This is a genomic window from Pseudomonas sp. TH08, from assembly GCF_016651275.1.
Taxonomy (GTDB): domain Bacteria; phylum Pseudomonadota; class Gammaproteobacteria; order Pseudomonadales; family Pseudomonadaceae; genus Aquipseudomonas.
On the sequence record NZ_JAEKEE010000001.1, the window covers coordinates 719,911 to 735,202 of the forward strand.

Consider the following 15,292-nt stretch of genomic DNA (forward strand, 5'->3'; position numbering starts at 1 on the left):
TTTTTCCTATATACAGGACTGGAATAAAAAATAAGAAAATAACGCGAAAGAATATATAAAACTGTCATATCTGACAGGTCACAAGAGCAAGAACTCCTTTCATTATCGTGTACAAGCGCCACCATCTTCTTAGCGGCGCTTCAACAATTTTTAGATAACCTTCAAGGAGTACATGACATGGCACAAACACCACTCATCCATGGAAAAGGTGGTACCGGATGTGGCCCAACTCCCCGGTTGTGGGGGACAGCAGAACCAAATCAGTCGGTCAGAATTATCCAAGCCAATACCGGCGTGCAATATGGACAAGGAATCGCAGGCCCCGATGGGCAATGGGCTATCGACGTGGACCTCTCGAATACTGATCAGTGGGTTACAGTTCAGGCCCAGTCCTATGTAGTTAAAAATGATCTCAATACATACTCACCTTATAGTGCGCCTGTAAATTTACAAAAGTAACACTCAGCGTTGTACCGGAGTTATAAAAAACCCGCCTCACGGCGGGTTTTTTGAATCAGCAGCTTAACGCTCAGGCTTAGTTAACCTTGGCGTTCAACTCACCTTTCAGATAACGCTGGAACATCGCTTCCAGCGAGATCGGCTTGATCTTCGAAGCATTACCGGCAGTGCCGAACGCTTCGTAACGAGCGATACACACATCGCGCATCGCAGTCACAGTCGCGCCGAAGAATTTACGCGGATCGAATTCGCTCGGGTTGGTGGCCATCAGGCGACGCATTGCGCCGGTGGAGGCCAGACGCAGGTCGGTGTCGATGTTGACCTTGCGCACGCCGTACTTGATGCCTTCGACGATTTCTTCAACCGGTACGCCGTAGGTTTCTTTGATGTCGCCGCCGTACTGGTTGATGATCGCCAGCCACTCTTGCGGAACCGACGAGGAACCGTGCATCACCAGGTGGGTGTTCGGGATGCGCTTGTGGATTTCCTTGATGCGGTCGATCGCCAGCACGTCGCCAGTAGGTGGCTTGGTGAACTTGTAGGCGCCGTGGCTGGTGCCGATGGCGATGGCCAGGGCATCAACCTGAGTCTTCTTGACGAAATCAGCGGCTTCTTCCGGGTCGGTCAGCATCTGGCTGTGATCCAGAACGCCTTCGGCGCCGATGCCGTCTTCTTCACCGGCCATGCCGGTTTCCAGCGAACCCAGGCAGCCCAGCTCGCCTTCTACCGAAACGCCGCAGGCGTGCGCCATGGCCACGGTTTGTTGGGTAACGCGGACGTTGTAGTCGTAGTCGGTCGGGGTCTTGCCGTCTTCGCCGAGGGAACCGTCCATCATCACCGAGCTGAAGCCCAGTTGGATCGAGCGCTGGCAGACGTCAGGGCTGGTGCCGTGGTCCTGGTGCATGCACACCGGGATGTGCGGGAATTCTTCGATCGCGGCAAGGATCAGGTGACGCAGGAATGGCGCGCCGGCGTATTTGCGAGCGCCGGCCGAAGCCTGGACGATCACCGGGGAGTCAGTCTTGTCAGCGGCTTCCATGATGGCGCGCATCTGCTCAAGGTTGTTGACGTTGAAGGCTGGAACGCCGTAGCCGAATTCGGCTGCGTGGTCCAACATCTGGCGCATGCTGATAAGTGCCATTGTGTGTGTCTCTCCCGGTTGAGGGTCGTTAATCGTGCCAGCCTGCCGGAGCGGCGGCGGCTATTCAAGTGATTGCAGATCGGGGGTTAAGGCCCGGTCTGGTGATTCGATAAAGCAAATTCTTCAGAACAGCGCAGAACCCCTGTAGGAGTAAAGCTTGCTCGCGAATGCGGTGGCACATTCACTATTGATGCAAGCTGAGCCACCGCTTTCGCGAGCAAGCTCTGCTCCTACAGGTGTTGCAACTACTCGGCCTTGCAGCCACGGCCGATCAGGTCATTGGTGGCGACCCAGTACACCAGGCCTTCGTCACCCTTGAGGTGAAACGCCAGCATGCCATCGCTGTACAGCGTGCCCGAGGCGCCCGGCTCTTCTTTCAGGCGATAGACCTGATCACCGCCACCGAGTCGAACGTCGACTTCCTTCTGGCCGGCATCGGCGTAACGCCACAGCACTTTGGCCTGGCTGTCGCAGGTCCAGGTCGTCCAGTTATCCGCCGGGGCGGAAGACTGAAACAGGTTCAACTGCGCGCAACCGCCCAACAATGCCAACGCCGCAATGGCGATCAAGCCTTTCATCCGTGTTCCTCGACTGACGGCACATACCGCCAGCCCTGAGTTAAAGAGTCAGACCCGTCAAGGACAACCATGTTCCTTGGCCGGGGTTTGCGTCTCGTATTTGTCCAGGCCGTCCGGCCCCGAGCGCTTGTTAAGCACCGGGTTGGTTTCGGCCTGCCAGTCGGCCTGATAACAGCCCTTCTGTGACTCGCTCGGCGCGGGCGTGGCTTCGGCTTTCGGGTTACTCCCGCAGGCCGCCAGCGTACCGGTCAGCAACAACAGTGCTAACGACTTGACCATGTAAACACTCCTTTGCCTGGCCAAACGGGCGGCCTCAGGCCTTGGCCCGGCTTTCCAGGACTTCTACGGCTGGCAACACTTTGCCCTCGACGAATTCAAGGAACGCGCCGCCACCGGTGGAAATGTAGGAGATTTGCTCAGCCACGCCATATTTATCGATGGCCGCCAGGGTATCGCCACCGCCAGCAATGGAGAACGCCGAGCTTTCAGCGATGGCTTGAGCCAAGACTTTGGTGCCGTTACCAAATTGATCGAACTCGAACACGCCAACCGGGCCGTTCCACAGAATGGTTTTCGACGATTTCAACAGTTCGGCGAAGTTGGCTGCGGTTTGCGGGCCGATGTCCAGAATCATGTCGTCAGCGGCGACGTCAGCGATCAGCTTGACGGTGGCTTCAGCGGTTTCAGCGAATTCTTTGCCTACCACCACGTCAACCGGCAACGGCACGCTGACTTTGGCGGCGATGGCCCGCGCGGTGTCGAGCAGGTCTGGTTCGTACAGCGATTTGCCAACCGGGTGACCGGCCGCCGCGAGGAAGGTGTTGGCGATGCCGCCACCGACGATCAGTTGATTGCAGATCTGGCTCAGGCTGTTCAGTACGTCGAGCTTGGTCGAGACCTTGGAGCCGGCAACGATGGCAGCCATTGGTTGAGCTGGTGCGCCCAGGGCCTTGCCCAGTGCATCCAGTTCAGCGGCCAGCAGCGGGCCAGCAGCGGCGACCTTGGCGAACTTGGCGACACCATGGGTCGAACCTTCGGCGCGGTGAGCAGTGCCGAAGGCGTCCATCACGAACACGTCGCACAGGGCGGCGTATTGCTGGGCCAGTTCGTCAGCGTTCTTTTTTTCGCCCTTGTTGAAGCGCACGTTTTCGAACAGCACGATGTCGCCGGCCTTGACGTCAACGCCGCCCAGGTAATCGGCCACCAGCGGCACTTCACGGCCCAGGGCCCTGCTCAGGTAGTCGGCGACGGGCTTGAGGCTGTTCTCGGCAGAGAACTCGCCTTCGGTCGGACGGCCAAGGTGCGAGCAGACCATCACGGCCGCACCTTTTTCCAGGGCCAGCTTGATGGTCGGCAGCGAAGCCAGGATACGCGCGTCGCTGGTGACAACACCGTCCTTGACTGGGACGTTGAGGTCTTCGCGGATCAATACGCGCTTACCTTGCAGATCGAGGTCGGACATCTTCAACACGGTCATGGGTCGCACTTCCTACGGTTTTTTTGAAATGGCTGTCTGCAGATAGTGTTCTGCAACGTCCAGCATTCGGTTGGCAAAACCCCATTCGTTGTCGAACCAGGCCAGGATGTTCACCAGCTTGGGGCCGGAAACACGGGTCTGACTGGCATCGACGATGGCCGAATGTGGGTCATGATTAAAATCACAGCTTGCGTGGGGAAGCTCGGTGTAAGCCAGCAGGCCTTTGAGCGGGCCACTGGTGGCGGCCTCGCGCAGGATCCGGTTGACCTCATTGGCGTCGGTCGCGGTGGCGGTCTGCATCGTGATGTCGAGGCAGGACACGTTGACCGTCGGCACGCGTACGGCTTTGGCCTGAATTCGTCCGGCAAGTTCCGGCAGCAGGCGCTCGATACCGCGCGCCAGACCAGTGGACACCGGGATCACCGACTGAAACGCCGAACGGGTGCGGCGCAGGTCTTCGTGGTGATAAGCATCGATCACCGGCTGATCGTTCATTGCCGAGTGAATCGTGGTGATCGACACGTAATCGAGGCCGATCGCCTTATCCAGCAAGCGCAACAGCGGCACGCCGCAGTTGGTGGTACAGGACGCGTTGGACACCAGCAGCTCATCGCCGGTCAGGCAATCCTGATTGACGCCGTAAACGATGGTGGCGTCGACATCCGCCTCGCTGGCCATCGGCTGCGAGAACAATACGCGGGGCGCGCCGGCGTTGAGGAAACGCTGACCATCTTCACGGGTGTTATAGGCACCGGAGCATTCGAGCACCAGATCGACGCCCAGCGACGTCCAATCGATGCCTTCGGGGGTGGCACTGCGCAGGACTTTCACGCAGTCGCCATTAATATGCAGACAATCGCCCTCAACCCGCACTTCGCCGGGAAAGCGGCCGTGGGTGGAGTCGAAGCGTGTCAGGTATTCGATGCTGGCCATGTCGGCCAGATCGTTGATCGCGACAATTTCAAACCCGGCTTTTTCGCCACGCTCAAACAACGCACGCAAGACGCAACGACCAATCCGGCCGTAGCCGTTGAGTGCAACTTTGTAGGGACGCGGTTGAGGCATGGGGTTCTCGATTACCGTGGTGAATCAGGCAGTGCGATGTTGCCCGAACCAACGCTTTCGCGAGCAGGCTCGCTCCCACAGGGAAATGCATTCCGATGTGGGAGCGAGCCTGCTCGCGAAGGCGTCAGCCCGGACAACACAACTGTCGGACTTAGTCTTCCAGCAGTTCTTCAGCCTGACCCAGGATGTTTTCCAGGGTGAAGCCGAACTCTTCGAACAGTGCCGAAGCCGGAGCCGACTCGCCGTAGGTGGTCATGCCGATCACGCGACCTTCCAGGCCCACGTACTTGAACCAGAAGTCAGCGTGAGCCGCTTCGATGGCGATACGTGCGCCAACCTGCAACGGCAGCACCGCTTGCTTGTAGCCAGCGTCCTGCGCGTCGAACACGCTGGTGCATGGCATGGAAACCACGCGCACCTTGCGGCCCTGCTCGGTCAGTTTGTCGTAAGCCTGAACAGCCAGGCCGACTTCCGAACCGGTCGAGATCAGGATCAGCTCAGGCTCGCCTGCGCAGTCCTTCAGCACGTAACCGCCACGGCTGATGTCGGCGATCTGGCCGGCATCACGTTCCTGGTGCTGCAGGTTCTGACGCGAGAAGATCAGCGCCGATGGGCCGTCCTTACGCTCCAGAGCATTTTTCCAGGCCACTGCCGATTCAACGGCATCGGCTGGACGCCAGGTGTCGAGGTTCGGGGTGGTGCGCAGGCTGGTCAGTTGCTCGACCGGCTGGTGCGTCGGGCCATCTTCGCCCAGACCGATGGAGTCGTGGGTGTAGACGTGAATCACCTGCTTCTTCATCAGCGCGGACATGCGCACTGCGTTGCGGGCGTATTCCATGAACATCAGGAAGGTCGCGCCGTAAGGCACCAGGCCGCCGTGCAGGGTCACGCCGTTCATGATCGCGGTCATGCCGAATTCACGCACGCCGTAGTACATGTAGTTGCCGCTGGCATCTTCAGCGCTGACGCCTTTGCAACCTTTCCACAGGGTCAGGTTGGAACCGGCGAGGTCAGCGGAGCCGCCAAGCAGTTCCGGCAGCAGCGGGCCGAACGCGTTCAGGGTGTTCTGGCTGGCTTTACGGCTGGCGATGGTTTCGCCTTTGGCCGCGACTTCAGCGATGTAAGCCGAGGCTTTTTCGGAGAAGTCGGCTGGCAGCTCACCGCTCAAGCGACGCACCAGTTCGTTGGCTTCGGTCGGGAACGCAGCGGAGTAAGCAGCGAAACGCTGATCCCACTCGGCTTCGGCCGCGCGACCTTTTTCCTTGGCATCCCACTCGGCATAGATGTCGGCCGGGATTTCGAACGGGCCGTAGTTCCAGTTCAGTGCCTTGCGGGTCAGAGCGATTTCCGCGTCACCCAGTGGGGCGCCGTGGCAGTCTTCTTTGCCCTGCTTGTTCGGCGAACCGAAACCGATGGTGGTTTTGCAGCAGATCAGCGTCGGCAGCGGGCTCTTGCGCGCGGTTTCGATGGCAGTCTTGATCTCTTCCGGGTCATGACCGTCAACGTTGCGGATCACCTGCCAGTTGTAGGCTTCGAAACGCTTCGGCGTGTCATCGGTGAACCAGCCTTCGACTTCGCCGTCGATGGAAATGCCGTTGTCATCGTAGAAAGCGATCAGCTTGCCCAGACCCAGAGTACCGGCCAGGGAAGCGACTTCGTGGGAAATGCCTTCCATCATGCAGCCATCACCCAGGAACACATAGGTGTGGTGGTCAACGATGTCATGGCCAGGACGGTTGAACTGCGCGCCCAGGACCTTTTCAGCCAGAGCGAAACCGACGGCGTTCGCCAGACCCTGACCCAGTGGGCCAGTGGTGGTCTCAACACCCGGGGTGTAACCGAATTCCGGGTGACCCGGGGTACGGCTGTGCAGTTGACGGAACTGCTTGAGGTCTTCGATCGACAGGTCGTAACCGGTCAGGTGCAGCAGCGAGTAGATCAACATCGAGCCGTGGCCGTTGGACAGCACGAAGCGGTCACGGTCGGCGAACGACGGGTTGCTCGGGTTGTGCTTGAGGTAGTCGCGCCAAAGCACTTCGGCGATATCTGCCATACCCATAGGGGCACCGGGATGGCCGCTGTTGGCTTTTTGCACGGCATCCATGCTGAGGGCACGAATGGCGTTGGCACGCTCACGACGGCTAGGCATCGCTGATCTCCTGGGTTCTGGTAAGTCGAAACGGAAAAAAGGAGGGCATTTTCCCTCACCGGAGCGCCTCGGGGCAATGACAGATAGTCATCCAGAGGCGTTTTTCCAATGGATAGCGGCGCTTTCTGTTGGTGAAACCTTTCCGCTACTCGTTTGTAGAGTTAACCGCGTGGTGAGAAGTGCCATTTATCGAGCAATATCAAAACTTTTTGATATTGGCCTTGCGGTGATTTACCCCCGTCTCTAGACTGCTGCCCCATGAACTTACGCGTGCCTTCCATTCGCCATGACGATTGCGACGAGCTGGCGGCCCTGTGCAAGGCCGGCGGCGATCCGCTGCGGCTGAATGTATTGCGCGCGTTAGCCAACGATTCGTTTGGTGTACTGGAACTGGCGCAGATTTTCGGTATCGGCCAGTCCGGCATGAGTCATCACCTGAAGGTGTTGGCGCAGGCCGATCTGGTGGCGACGCGCCGCGAAGGCAACGCGATCTTCTATCGCCGCGCCCTGCCGCACACCGAATTGCTCGGCGGCAAGCTGCATGCCGCGCTGCTTGAAGAAGTCGACAACCTGACCCTGCCCGCCGATGTCCTGGCGCGCATCGCTCAGGTTCACGCGCAACGAGCCGCCGCCAGCCAGGATTTTTTCGCCCGGGTTGCGGAGAAATTTCGCGCCCAGCAAGACTTGATTGCCGGCCTGCCGCAGTACCGTGAAAGCGTGCTGGCCCTGCTCGACAAACTGAACTTCAATGGTGCTGCCACGGCCATTGAAGTCGGCCCCGGCGATGGTGCTTTTCTGCCGGAACTGGCGCGTCGTTTTGGCACCGTAACCGCGCTGGACAACAGCCCGGCGATGCTCGAACTGGCGCGTCAGGTATGTGAACGTGAACAGCTGGCTAACGTCAGCCTGCAATTGGCCGATGCATTGAACGGCACCAGCCTTCAGGCCGATTGCGTTGTACTGAATATGGTCTTGCACCATTTCGCCGCGCCGGCCGAAGCGCTCAAGCACATGGCCGACTTGCTGCAACCGGGCGGTAGCCTGCTCGTGACAGAGTTATGTAGCCACAACCAGAGTTGGGCCAGGGAGGCCTGCGGTGATCTGTGGTTGGGGTTTGAACAGGACGATTTGGCCCGTTGGGCCACCGCTGCGGGACTCGTTCCCGGGGAAAGCCTCTATGTAGGCTTACGTAATGGTTTCCAGATCCAGGTCCGCCACTTTCAGCGACCGGCTGGCGACACTCACCATCGGTAAATTCAGGAAAACATCGAGATGAGCGAATACTCCCTCTTCACCTCCGAGTCCGTGTCTGAAGGACATCCGGACAAAATCGCCGACCAGATTTCCGATGCGGTGCTGGACGCCATCATTACCCAGGACAAACACGCACGTGTTGCCGTGGAAACCCTGGTCAAGACTGGCGTGGCCATCGTTGCCGGTGAAGTCACCACCAGCGCCTGGGTCGATCTGGAAGAGATCGTGCGTAACGTGATTCTCGACATCGGCTACAACAGCTCCGACGTCGGCTTCGACGGCGCGACCTGCGGCGTGATGAACATCATCGGCAAGCAGTCCCCGGACATCAACCAGGGTGTTGACCGTGCCAAGCCTGAAGATCAGGGCGCCGGCGACCAGGGCCTGATGTTCGGCTACGCCAGCAACGAAACCGACGTTTTGATGCCAGCGCCGATCACCTTCTCGCACCAGTTGGTGCAGCGCCAGGCCGAAGCCCGCAAATCGGGTCTGCTGCCGTGGCTGCGCCCGGACGCCAAGTCGCAAGTGACTTGCCGTTACGAAGGCGGCAAGGTTGTCGGTATCGACGCGGTTGTTCTGTCGACCCAGCACAACCCTGAAGTGTCGTACAAAGACCTGCGCGAAGGCGTGATGGAGCTGATCGTCAAGCACGTGCTGCCTGCCGAACTGCTGAGCAAAGACACCCAGTTCCACATCAACCCGACCGGCCAGTTCATCATTGGCGGCCCGGTAGGTGACTGCGGTCTGACCGGTCGCAAGATCATCGTCGACAGCTACGGCGGCATGGCCCGTCACGGCGGCGGCGCGTTCTCCGGCAAGGATCCATCGAAGGTTGACCGTTCGGCTGCCTACGCTGGCCGTTATGTTGCCAAGAACATCGTCGCTGCCGGCCTGGCCGAGCGTTGCGAGATTCAGGTTTCCTACGCGATCGGTGTGGCCCAGCCTACGTCGATCTCGCTGAACACCTTCGGCACCGGCAAGATCAGCGATGACAAGATCGTCAAACTGGTCCGTGAAGTGTTCGACCTGCGTCCATACGCAATCACCACCATGCTCGACCTGCTGCACCCGATGTACCAGGAAACTGCAGCGTACGGCCACTTCGGTCGCACTCCAGAAACCAAAACCGTTGGCGAAGACACCTTCACCACCTTCACCTGGGAAAAAACCGACCGCGCCGACGCTCTGCGTTCTGCTGCTGGTCTGTAATATTTCCCCGGCGTTACCCAAAAGCCCCGTACGGTTCGCGCCGTGCGGGGCTTTTTCATGGACTGCGATCTTTTGATTTTAATGTCCCGCAACACCCCGAAAAACACCCGCCCGACCTCGCTCAAAATCCTGACTAACCTTCAAAAACCCCCATGAGCAAGGACGCTCACGATGCATTGGTTTTTGTTTGTTTTGCTGCACCTCCTATGCCTGACTGGCTACGCGTCTCAATGCCCGGACTGGACGCCCACCCAAGCCCAGCGCGAAATCACCGCCCTGCAAAACCAGATCAACCAATGGGACAACGCCTACCACCGCGAAGGCCGCTCGCTGATTGCCGATGAACTCTACGACCAATCCCTTGCGCAACTGAACGAATGGCGAGCGTGTTTCAAACTGTCCTCGCCAACCGATCCTTTGCGTACAGCTTCAGGCTCAATCGCGCACCCCATCGCCCACACCGGTCTGGATAAAATTCACAAAGCCGAGGCCGTGGAAACCTGGCTACGCGAGCGCAAGGATGTCTGGATACAACCCAAAATCGATGGCGTCGCGGTGACGCTGATTTATCGCAAGGGCGTTTTGCAGCAGGCAATCAGTCGCGGGGATGGGGTGAGTGGTCAGGACTGGACGGCTTCGGCGCGCAAGATCGACGCCATCCCTCAACGCCTGACACAACCGCTGGATCTGCTGGTGCAGGGCGAACTCTACTGGCACCTGAGCGAGCACGTGCAAGCCCGATCCGGCAGCGTTAACGCTCGCGCCATCGTCGCCGGCCTGATGGGGAGAAAATCGTTGGATGCAGAGCAAGCCTCCGGGATTGGACTGTTCGTTTGGGACTGGCCCCAAGGCCCAGCGCAATTGCCCGAGCGAATCGCCGCGCTGACAAAACTGGGTTTCGCCACAATTGAACCCTACAGCCATCCCGTCACCGACTTCGCTGCCGCACAGAAATGGCGTGATCACTGGTATCGCTCCCCCCTGCACTTCGCCACAGACGGCGTGGTGTTGCGTCAGAGTCAGCGTCCACCTGCCGAGCGCTGGCAGGCTCGCGCGCCGTATTGGGCGATTGCCTGGAAGTATCCGTTTGCCCAGGCGCTGGCTGAAGTACGCAGGGTCAACTTCAAAGTCGGTCGAACCGGGCGCATCACGCCAGTACTCGAGCTCAAATCCGTCATGCTCGATGACCGTGAGATCAAACGGGTCAGCGCCGGCTCCTTCAAGCGCTGGCAAGACCTGGATATTCGCCCCGGTGATCAAGTGGCAATCAGCCTCGCCGGCCTGACCATTCCACGGCTCGACAGTGTGGTGCTGCGTGCCACCGAACGCACAGACCTCAACATCCCCCGGGCAGACGACTTTCACGCGCTGAGTTGCTGGCAACCCACGCCCGGCTGCGAAGGCCAGTTTCTCGCCCGCTTGACCTGGCTCAGTAGCAAGCAAGGGCTGGCCATGCAGCATGTCGGTCGAGGCACCTGGGAGAAACTTTTGGAAACAGGCCACCTGAACAACCTGCTGGATTGGTTGACCCTCGACGCGCCAGAGCTTGCTAAGATTGCCGGCTTTGGCGAACGCAGCAGCACGCGCCTGATGCATAGCTTCCATAACGCCCGGCAACAGCCGTTCGCACAATGGCTCAAAGCGCTGGGTTTGCCGCCGACGGGTCAGGCACAACTGGCTGACTCATGGCAGGCACTGGCACAACGTGACACTGAACAATGGCAGGCAGAAGCCGGTATCGGCCCCGGTCGCGCGGCGCAATTGAGCGCATTCTTTCGCGACCCGCAGGTGCTAGCCTTGAGCGAAATCCTACAGGCCGCCGGAATCGACGGTTTCTGAACAAGCAATCCCGGCCCGCCGGGAACCCAACGGCCGCCGAAGCGCTCCAACAGCGCAGTGCCCAACCGACCCGAATGCCTTTGCACATGGAGCTTTTATGAAATTTCTCGCACCGCTCGCCATGCTGACCCTCTGCGGCATGATGGCCGCCCCTGTGATGGCCGACGAAGACGCCCCGGGGCTGACTGGCTGCGCGGCCAAGAAGCAGGGCATCATCAACCAGATTGAACAGGCCAAGTCGCGCGGCAATGCCGATCAGCAAGCCGGCCTGGAAAAAGCCCTGAGCGAAGTGAGCGAACACTGCACCGACGCCGGCCTTAAGAAAGAACGCGAAAACAAAGTGCTTGAGGCCAAACACGAAGTCAGCCAGCGCCAGGCCGATCTCGACAAGGCGATGAAGAAGGGCGACCCGGAGAAGATCAACAAGCGCAAAGACAAACTCGCCGAGTCACGCAAAGAGCTGCAGGACGCGCTGGACGAAATCGACAAGTAATCAGCAGCACTGAAAGTGTGGCCAGGTGAAGAACCCTGTGGCGAGGGAGCTTGCTCCCGCCCGGCGGCGCAGCCGTCGTAAATCCGGCCAACCGAGTCCGCCTGAAACAACTCGGTTGAATGGTTTCGGGGCTGCGGCGCAACCCAGCGGGAGCAAGCTCCCTCGCCACAGTTGCTGAGCATTCCTGAATATCTCAGCGGTCACGGCAGTCCCAGTCAATGATCCCGAAACTGTTTATGGCAAGCGCTGCAGGCATCTTCAACTTTCTGCACCGCAGGGCCGAGGTTGCTGGCCTTGTACGGCTGGACCTGACTGGCAATCACCAATTCACCGGTGGCGGCTTCGAGGGTGCGGGCCATTTCCTGAAAACGGGCTTGCTGTTGCCAGACATCATCCTTGGCACTGGTGTGATCTTCTTCGCGAACTTGCGGGAAATGCTTCCACGGCTCATGAGACAACGCATCGAGTTTGACCGCGCCTTCGGCGAACTTCGGCCCGTCGAACGGAATGCGCCCACGCAACATGCCACCGAGGTCTTCGCCAGTCTTGAGCATCTGCTTGAAGATCGCCTTGCGTTGCCCCAGCGGCGAATTAGGATCGACGCCGCCACAGGCGGACAAGGTCAGACAGGCCAGCAATACAACAGCAATTCTTTTAAGAGTCATGGTGGCTTCAGGTCACGGAATCGGCGGCCAGTATCCTCGCGTCACCGCCAAACACCAATAGCCCTATTAAAAATACGGGTTGCCTGAGCGCATGTAGCACTCGGGCGACCGGCACAGGAATCACTCCATGAACAGCCGTTTCAAGGCCTGGCGTCATCCGCTGATCGCAACCCTTCCGCTGCTGGCAATCCTCGCTGGCTGCACCGGTGGCGACAGCGCCAAGCCGAAAACTCACGCACTGGCCACTTATGCCAACGCCACGTGGGAAGCATTGCCCGCGGTGTCCGATAGCGATCTGGTTGCCGGTTTCGGCTCGTGGCGCAGCGCCTGCACGCGGCTCAAGGCTGATGCAGTCTGGGGCACCACCTGCGCCGCAGCAGCCAATGTGCCGCAAAGTGCCGGCGAGATTCGCGCGTTCCTCAAGCAGAACCTCGACGTCTACGGTCTGCGTGCTGAAAACGAAAATCCCAACGGTCTGATCACGGGTTACTACGAGCCGGTTTATCCCGGCAGCCTGACGCCCACCAACACCGCCAATGTGCCGGTGTACGGCGTACCCGAAGACATGATCATTGTCTCGCTGGACAGCATTTACCCGGAATTGAAAGGCAAGCGCCTGCGCGGTCGCCTCGAAGGCCGAGTGCTCAAACCTTACGACGACGCAGCGACCATCGAATCGAAAGGCGTAAAAGCCCCGGTAGTGGCTTACCTCACCGATCCGATGAATTTGCAGTTCCTGCAGATCCAGGGTTCCGGGCGTATTCAGACTCAGGACGGCAAACAGCTGCGCATTGCCTACGCCGATCAGAACGGCCACCCCTACCGGCCGATTGGCCGCTGGCTGGTCGAGCAAGGTGAGCTGAAGAAAGAAGACGTGACCATGGGCGCGATCAGCAATTGGGCCAAAGCCAATCCGTCGCGTATCCCGGAGTTACTCGGCAGCAACCCGAGCTACGTGTTCTTCACCCGTAACCCGGACAGCAACGAAGGCCCGCGCGGCTCGCTGAATGTGCCATTGACGGCCGGCTATAGCGCAGCGGTGGATCGCAAGGTGATTCCGCTGGGCAGCCTGTTGTGGCTGTCGACCACGCGCCCGGACGGCACGGCACTGGTGCGCCCGGTTGCGGCGCAGGACACCGGTGGCGCGATTGCCGGCGAGGTTCGCGCGGATCTGTTCTGGGGCACCGGAGATGCCGCCGGGCAACTGGCGGGAGATATGAAACAGCAGGGGCAGATCTGGATGCTTTGGCCCAAAGGCGCAGCACTGCCGCAAGTGCCGCAGGTGGCCGACACGGTAAAGCAGTAATCCTTTAGCTTTGCTGAGGCAGTCAAGTAGCTATCGCGAGCAGGCTCACTCCTACAGGGGAACGCATTCCAAAATGCGGGATTGAGCCTGCTCGCGATGAGGCCCTCAGCGACACTCGATAATCAGGCCGACACCACAAAGAAACTGATGATCAACCCCATCCCCACAAACCACACCAGCGATCGCAAGATCGCCCAGTCCGCCAGATAGCAAATGATGTACAGCAGGCGACTGGTGATAAACAGCACCGCCAGCACATTCACCGTCACCAACTGCGCCGTCCCCACCAGATGCGCAACGATCACCGCTGCGGCAAACGCCGGCATCACTTCAAAACTGTTCATCTGCGCCGCATGCGCCCGTCGGGCCAGACCGTTGAGGCTTTCCATGAAGTCGCGCGGATCATGGTTGTCACTCAGCCGATAGCCACCCACGACCTTGGCCACGCCTGTACAGACATACGGTAAAAAGATTGCGATCAACACACACCACAGAGCCACCGTCATAACGCCATCCTTTTTTCGAGTTATAGAATTCGCGAGCGCTCAGAACTTCATTACCAGCATGCCGATCAGCACCAGCCCACAGGCTATGAGCCGCGGTCGGCCGAAAGGTTCTTTGAGATAGCGCATGCCGAACAGCACCACCAGGATCACACTGATTTCGCGCAACGCCGCAGCTTCTGCAATCGAGCCCAACTGCATCGCCCACAGCACCAGAGCGTAGCTGGCCAACACGCAGAAGCCCACCGCCAAACCCAGCTTCCATTGCTCACGCCAGAACAGCATGAACGCCGGCCGCTTGGCGACCCACGCCAGCAGCGGAAACGGCCAGGCGCTGAGCAACGTCACCCAGACCAGATAATCCAGCGGATGCGACCAGCGTCGCAATGCCTGGCCATCGATGTAGGTGTAGCAACCGATGCACAGCCCGATCAGCGCCACCACCGGCAGCATCGACCACGGCAAGTGTTTTCCGCCGCCGCCCTGCCAAAGCAGGCAGATCATGCCGAACGGGATCAGCATGATGCCGAAGATTTGCTGGGTGGTGAGCACTTCGCCGGCGAAGATCAGGGTCAACGCCAGCACCACCAGCGGTGACAGACCGCGCATCAGCGGATAGACCAACCCGAGATCGCCGACCCGATACGCCTGAATCAACAGGTAACGATAGAGCAGCTCAAACGCCGCCGACGCGAGAATCCACGGCCAGATCTCCATGGGCGGCAGATTCACGAATGGCAGCGCGATAGCGACGAACAGCAGCGCCACGGTGTCCATGCACGCCACCACCAGCAGCCGCTCGGCGCTGAACTTGATCAACGTATTCCACGTCGCATGCAACAGGGCCGCCATCAATACCAAAACTGTCGCCAGCACAAACACACTCCTTATTTTTATTAGCCCCTGTAGGAGCTGCCACAGGCTGCGATCTTTTGATCTTGCCGGTAAAAAACAAAATCAAAAGATCGCAGCCTTCGGCAGCTCCTACAGGGAGTCGTCGAATAGTCAGATTATTGATTCGCGATGTGTCAGCAGCTGTTTATACTGCAAGCGACCACGCCGCACTCAGTTGCGCACAGAAAAATTCCAATAATGACTGCCTGCCCCGCTCTCTCCCCGAGACCGGTCGTTGGCCTGCGTATGCCTGATCACAG

At 59.3% G+C, this 15,292-nt stretch carries 15 protein-coding genes; 6 read left to right on the forward strand and 9 right to left on the reverse strand.

The genetic code is table 11. The features are described 5' to 3' along the window. Positions 1–177: 177 nt before the first annotated feature. Positions 178–459, forward strand: a complete 282-nt coding sequence (locus JFT91_RS03370) for a hypothetical protein (RefSeq protein WP_201231561.1) — start codon at positions 178–180, stop codon at positions 457–459. 76 nt (positions 460–535) lie between these two features. Here JFT91_RS03370 and fba read toward each other — a convergent pair whose 3' ends face one another. The 6 genes from fba to tkt form a co-directional block, all read right to left on the reverse strand. Continuing rightward, entirely contained in the window at positions 536–1,600 is a 1,065-nt protein-coding gene (fba, locus tag JFT91_RS03375; protein ID WP_041063423.1) for a class II fructose-bisphosphate aldolase, read from the reverse strand. Positions 1,601–1,845: 245 nt separating this feature from the next. After that, positions 1,846–2,178, reverse strand: a complete 333-nt coding sequence (locus JFT91_RS03380; protein WP_201228946.1) for an MliC family protein — start codon at positions 2,176–2,178, stop codon at positions 1,846–1,848. A gap of 57 nt (positions 2,179–2,235) precedes the next feature. Beyond that, positions 2,236–2,457: a hypothetical protein gene (locus tag JFT91_RS03385; protein WP_007913756.1), complete on the reverse strand. Its 222-nt coding sequence runs from the start codon at positions 2,455–2,457 to the stop codon at positions 2,236–2,238. Positions 2,458–2,491: 34 nt separating this feature from the next. Beyond that, the gene (locus JFT91_RS03390; protein WP_201231562.1) at positions 2,492–3,655 is read right to left on the reverse strand and encodes a phosphoglycerate kinase; all 1,164 of its coding nucleotides are present in this window, start codon (positions 3,653–3,655) and stop codon (positions 2,492–2,494) included. A 12-nt stretch (positions 3,656–3,667) separates the two neighbouring features. Next, positions 3,668–4,720 carry an erythrose-4-phosphate dehydrogenase gene (epd, locus tag JFT91_RS03395; protein WP_201231563.1) on the reverse strand — a complete coding sequence of 351 codons (1,053 nt, stop codon included), beginning with the start codon at positions 4,718–4,720 and terminating at the stop codon, positions 3,668–3,670. A gap of 151 nt (positions 4,721–4,871) precedes the next feature. Continuing rightward, positions 4,872–6,869, reverse strand: a complete 1,998-nt coding sequence (gene tkt / locus JFT91_RS03400; RefSeq protein ID WP_201231564.1) for a transketolase — start codon at positions 6,867–6,869, stop codon at positions 4,872–4,874. A gap of 258 nt (positions 6,870–7,127) precedes the next feature. Here tkt and JFT91_RS03405 point away from each other — a divergent pair, with 258 nt between their 5' ends. From JFT91_RS03405 to JFT91_RS03420, 4 genes are all read left to right on the forward strand, one after another. After that, a complete protein-coding gene (locus JFT91_RS03405) occupies positions 7,128–8,123 on the forward strand; it encodes an ArsR/SmtB family transcription factor (RefSeq protein ID WP_201228953.1) in 996 nt (331 codons plus the stop codon). An 18-nt stretch (positions 8,124–8,141) separates the two neighbouring features. Continuing rightward, entirely contained in the window at positions 8,142–9,332 is a 1,191-nt protein-coding gene (gene metK, locus JFT91_RS03410; protein WP_016987231.1) for a methionine adenosyltransferase, read from the forward strand. 171 nt (positions 9,333–9,503) lie between these two features. Then, the gene (gene ligB / locus JFT91_RS03415) at positions 9,504–11,171 is read left to right on the forward strand and encodes an NAD-dependent DNA ligase LigB (protein WP_201231565.1); all 1,668 of its coding nucleotides are present in this window, start codon (positions 9,504–9,506) and stop codon (positions 11,169–11,171) included. A 97-nt stretch (positions 11,172–11,268) separates the two neighbouring features. After that, positions 11,269–11,664: a DUF1090 domain-containing protein gene (locus JFT91_RS03420; RefSeq protein WP_201231566.1), complete on the forward strand. Its 396-nt coding sequence runs from the start codon at positions 11,269–11,271 to the stop codon at positions 11,662–11,664. Positions 11,665–11,879: 215 nt separating this feature from the next. Here JFT91_RS03420 and JFT91_RS03425 read toward each other — a convergent pair whose 3' ends face one another. Next, positions 11,880–12,329 carry a c-type cytochrome gene (locus JFT91_RS03425; RefSeq protein ID WP_201228956.1) on the reverse strand — a complete coding sequence of 150 codons (450 nt, stop codon included), beginning with the start codon at positions 12,327–12,329 and terminating at the stop codon, positions 11,880–11,882. Between the two features lie 127 nt (positions 12,330–12,456). Between JFT91_RS03425 and mltA the strand changes: the two genes are divergently transcribed. Next, on the forward strand, positions 12,457–13,635 hold the full coding sequence (gene mltA, locus JFT91_RS03430) for a murein transglycosylase A (protein ID WP_201231567.1): 1,179 nt from the start codon (positions 12,457–12,459) through the stop codon (positions 13,633–13,635). Between the two features lie 122 nt (positions 13,636–13,757). On the opposite strand, the gene JFT91_RS03435 is transcribed toward mltA, so the two are convergent. Together JFT91_RS03435 and JFT91_RS03440 are read right to left on the reverse strand one after the other, a co-directional pair. Continuing rightward, a complete protein-coding gene (locus JFT91_RS03435) occupies positions 13,758–14,141 on the reverse strand; it encodes an MAPEG family protein (RefSeq protein WP_201228958.1) in 384 nt (127 codons plus the stop codon). Positions 14,142–14,180: 39 nt separating this feature from the next. Next, entirely contained in the window at positions 14,181–15,014 is an 834-nt protein-coding gene (locus tag JFT91_RS03440; protein WP_201231568.1) for an EamA family transporter, read from the reverse strand. Positions 15,015–15,292: the final 278 nt, after the last annotated feature.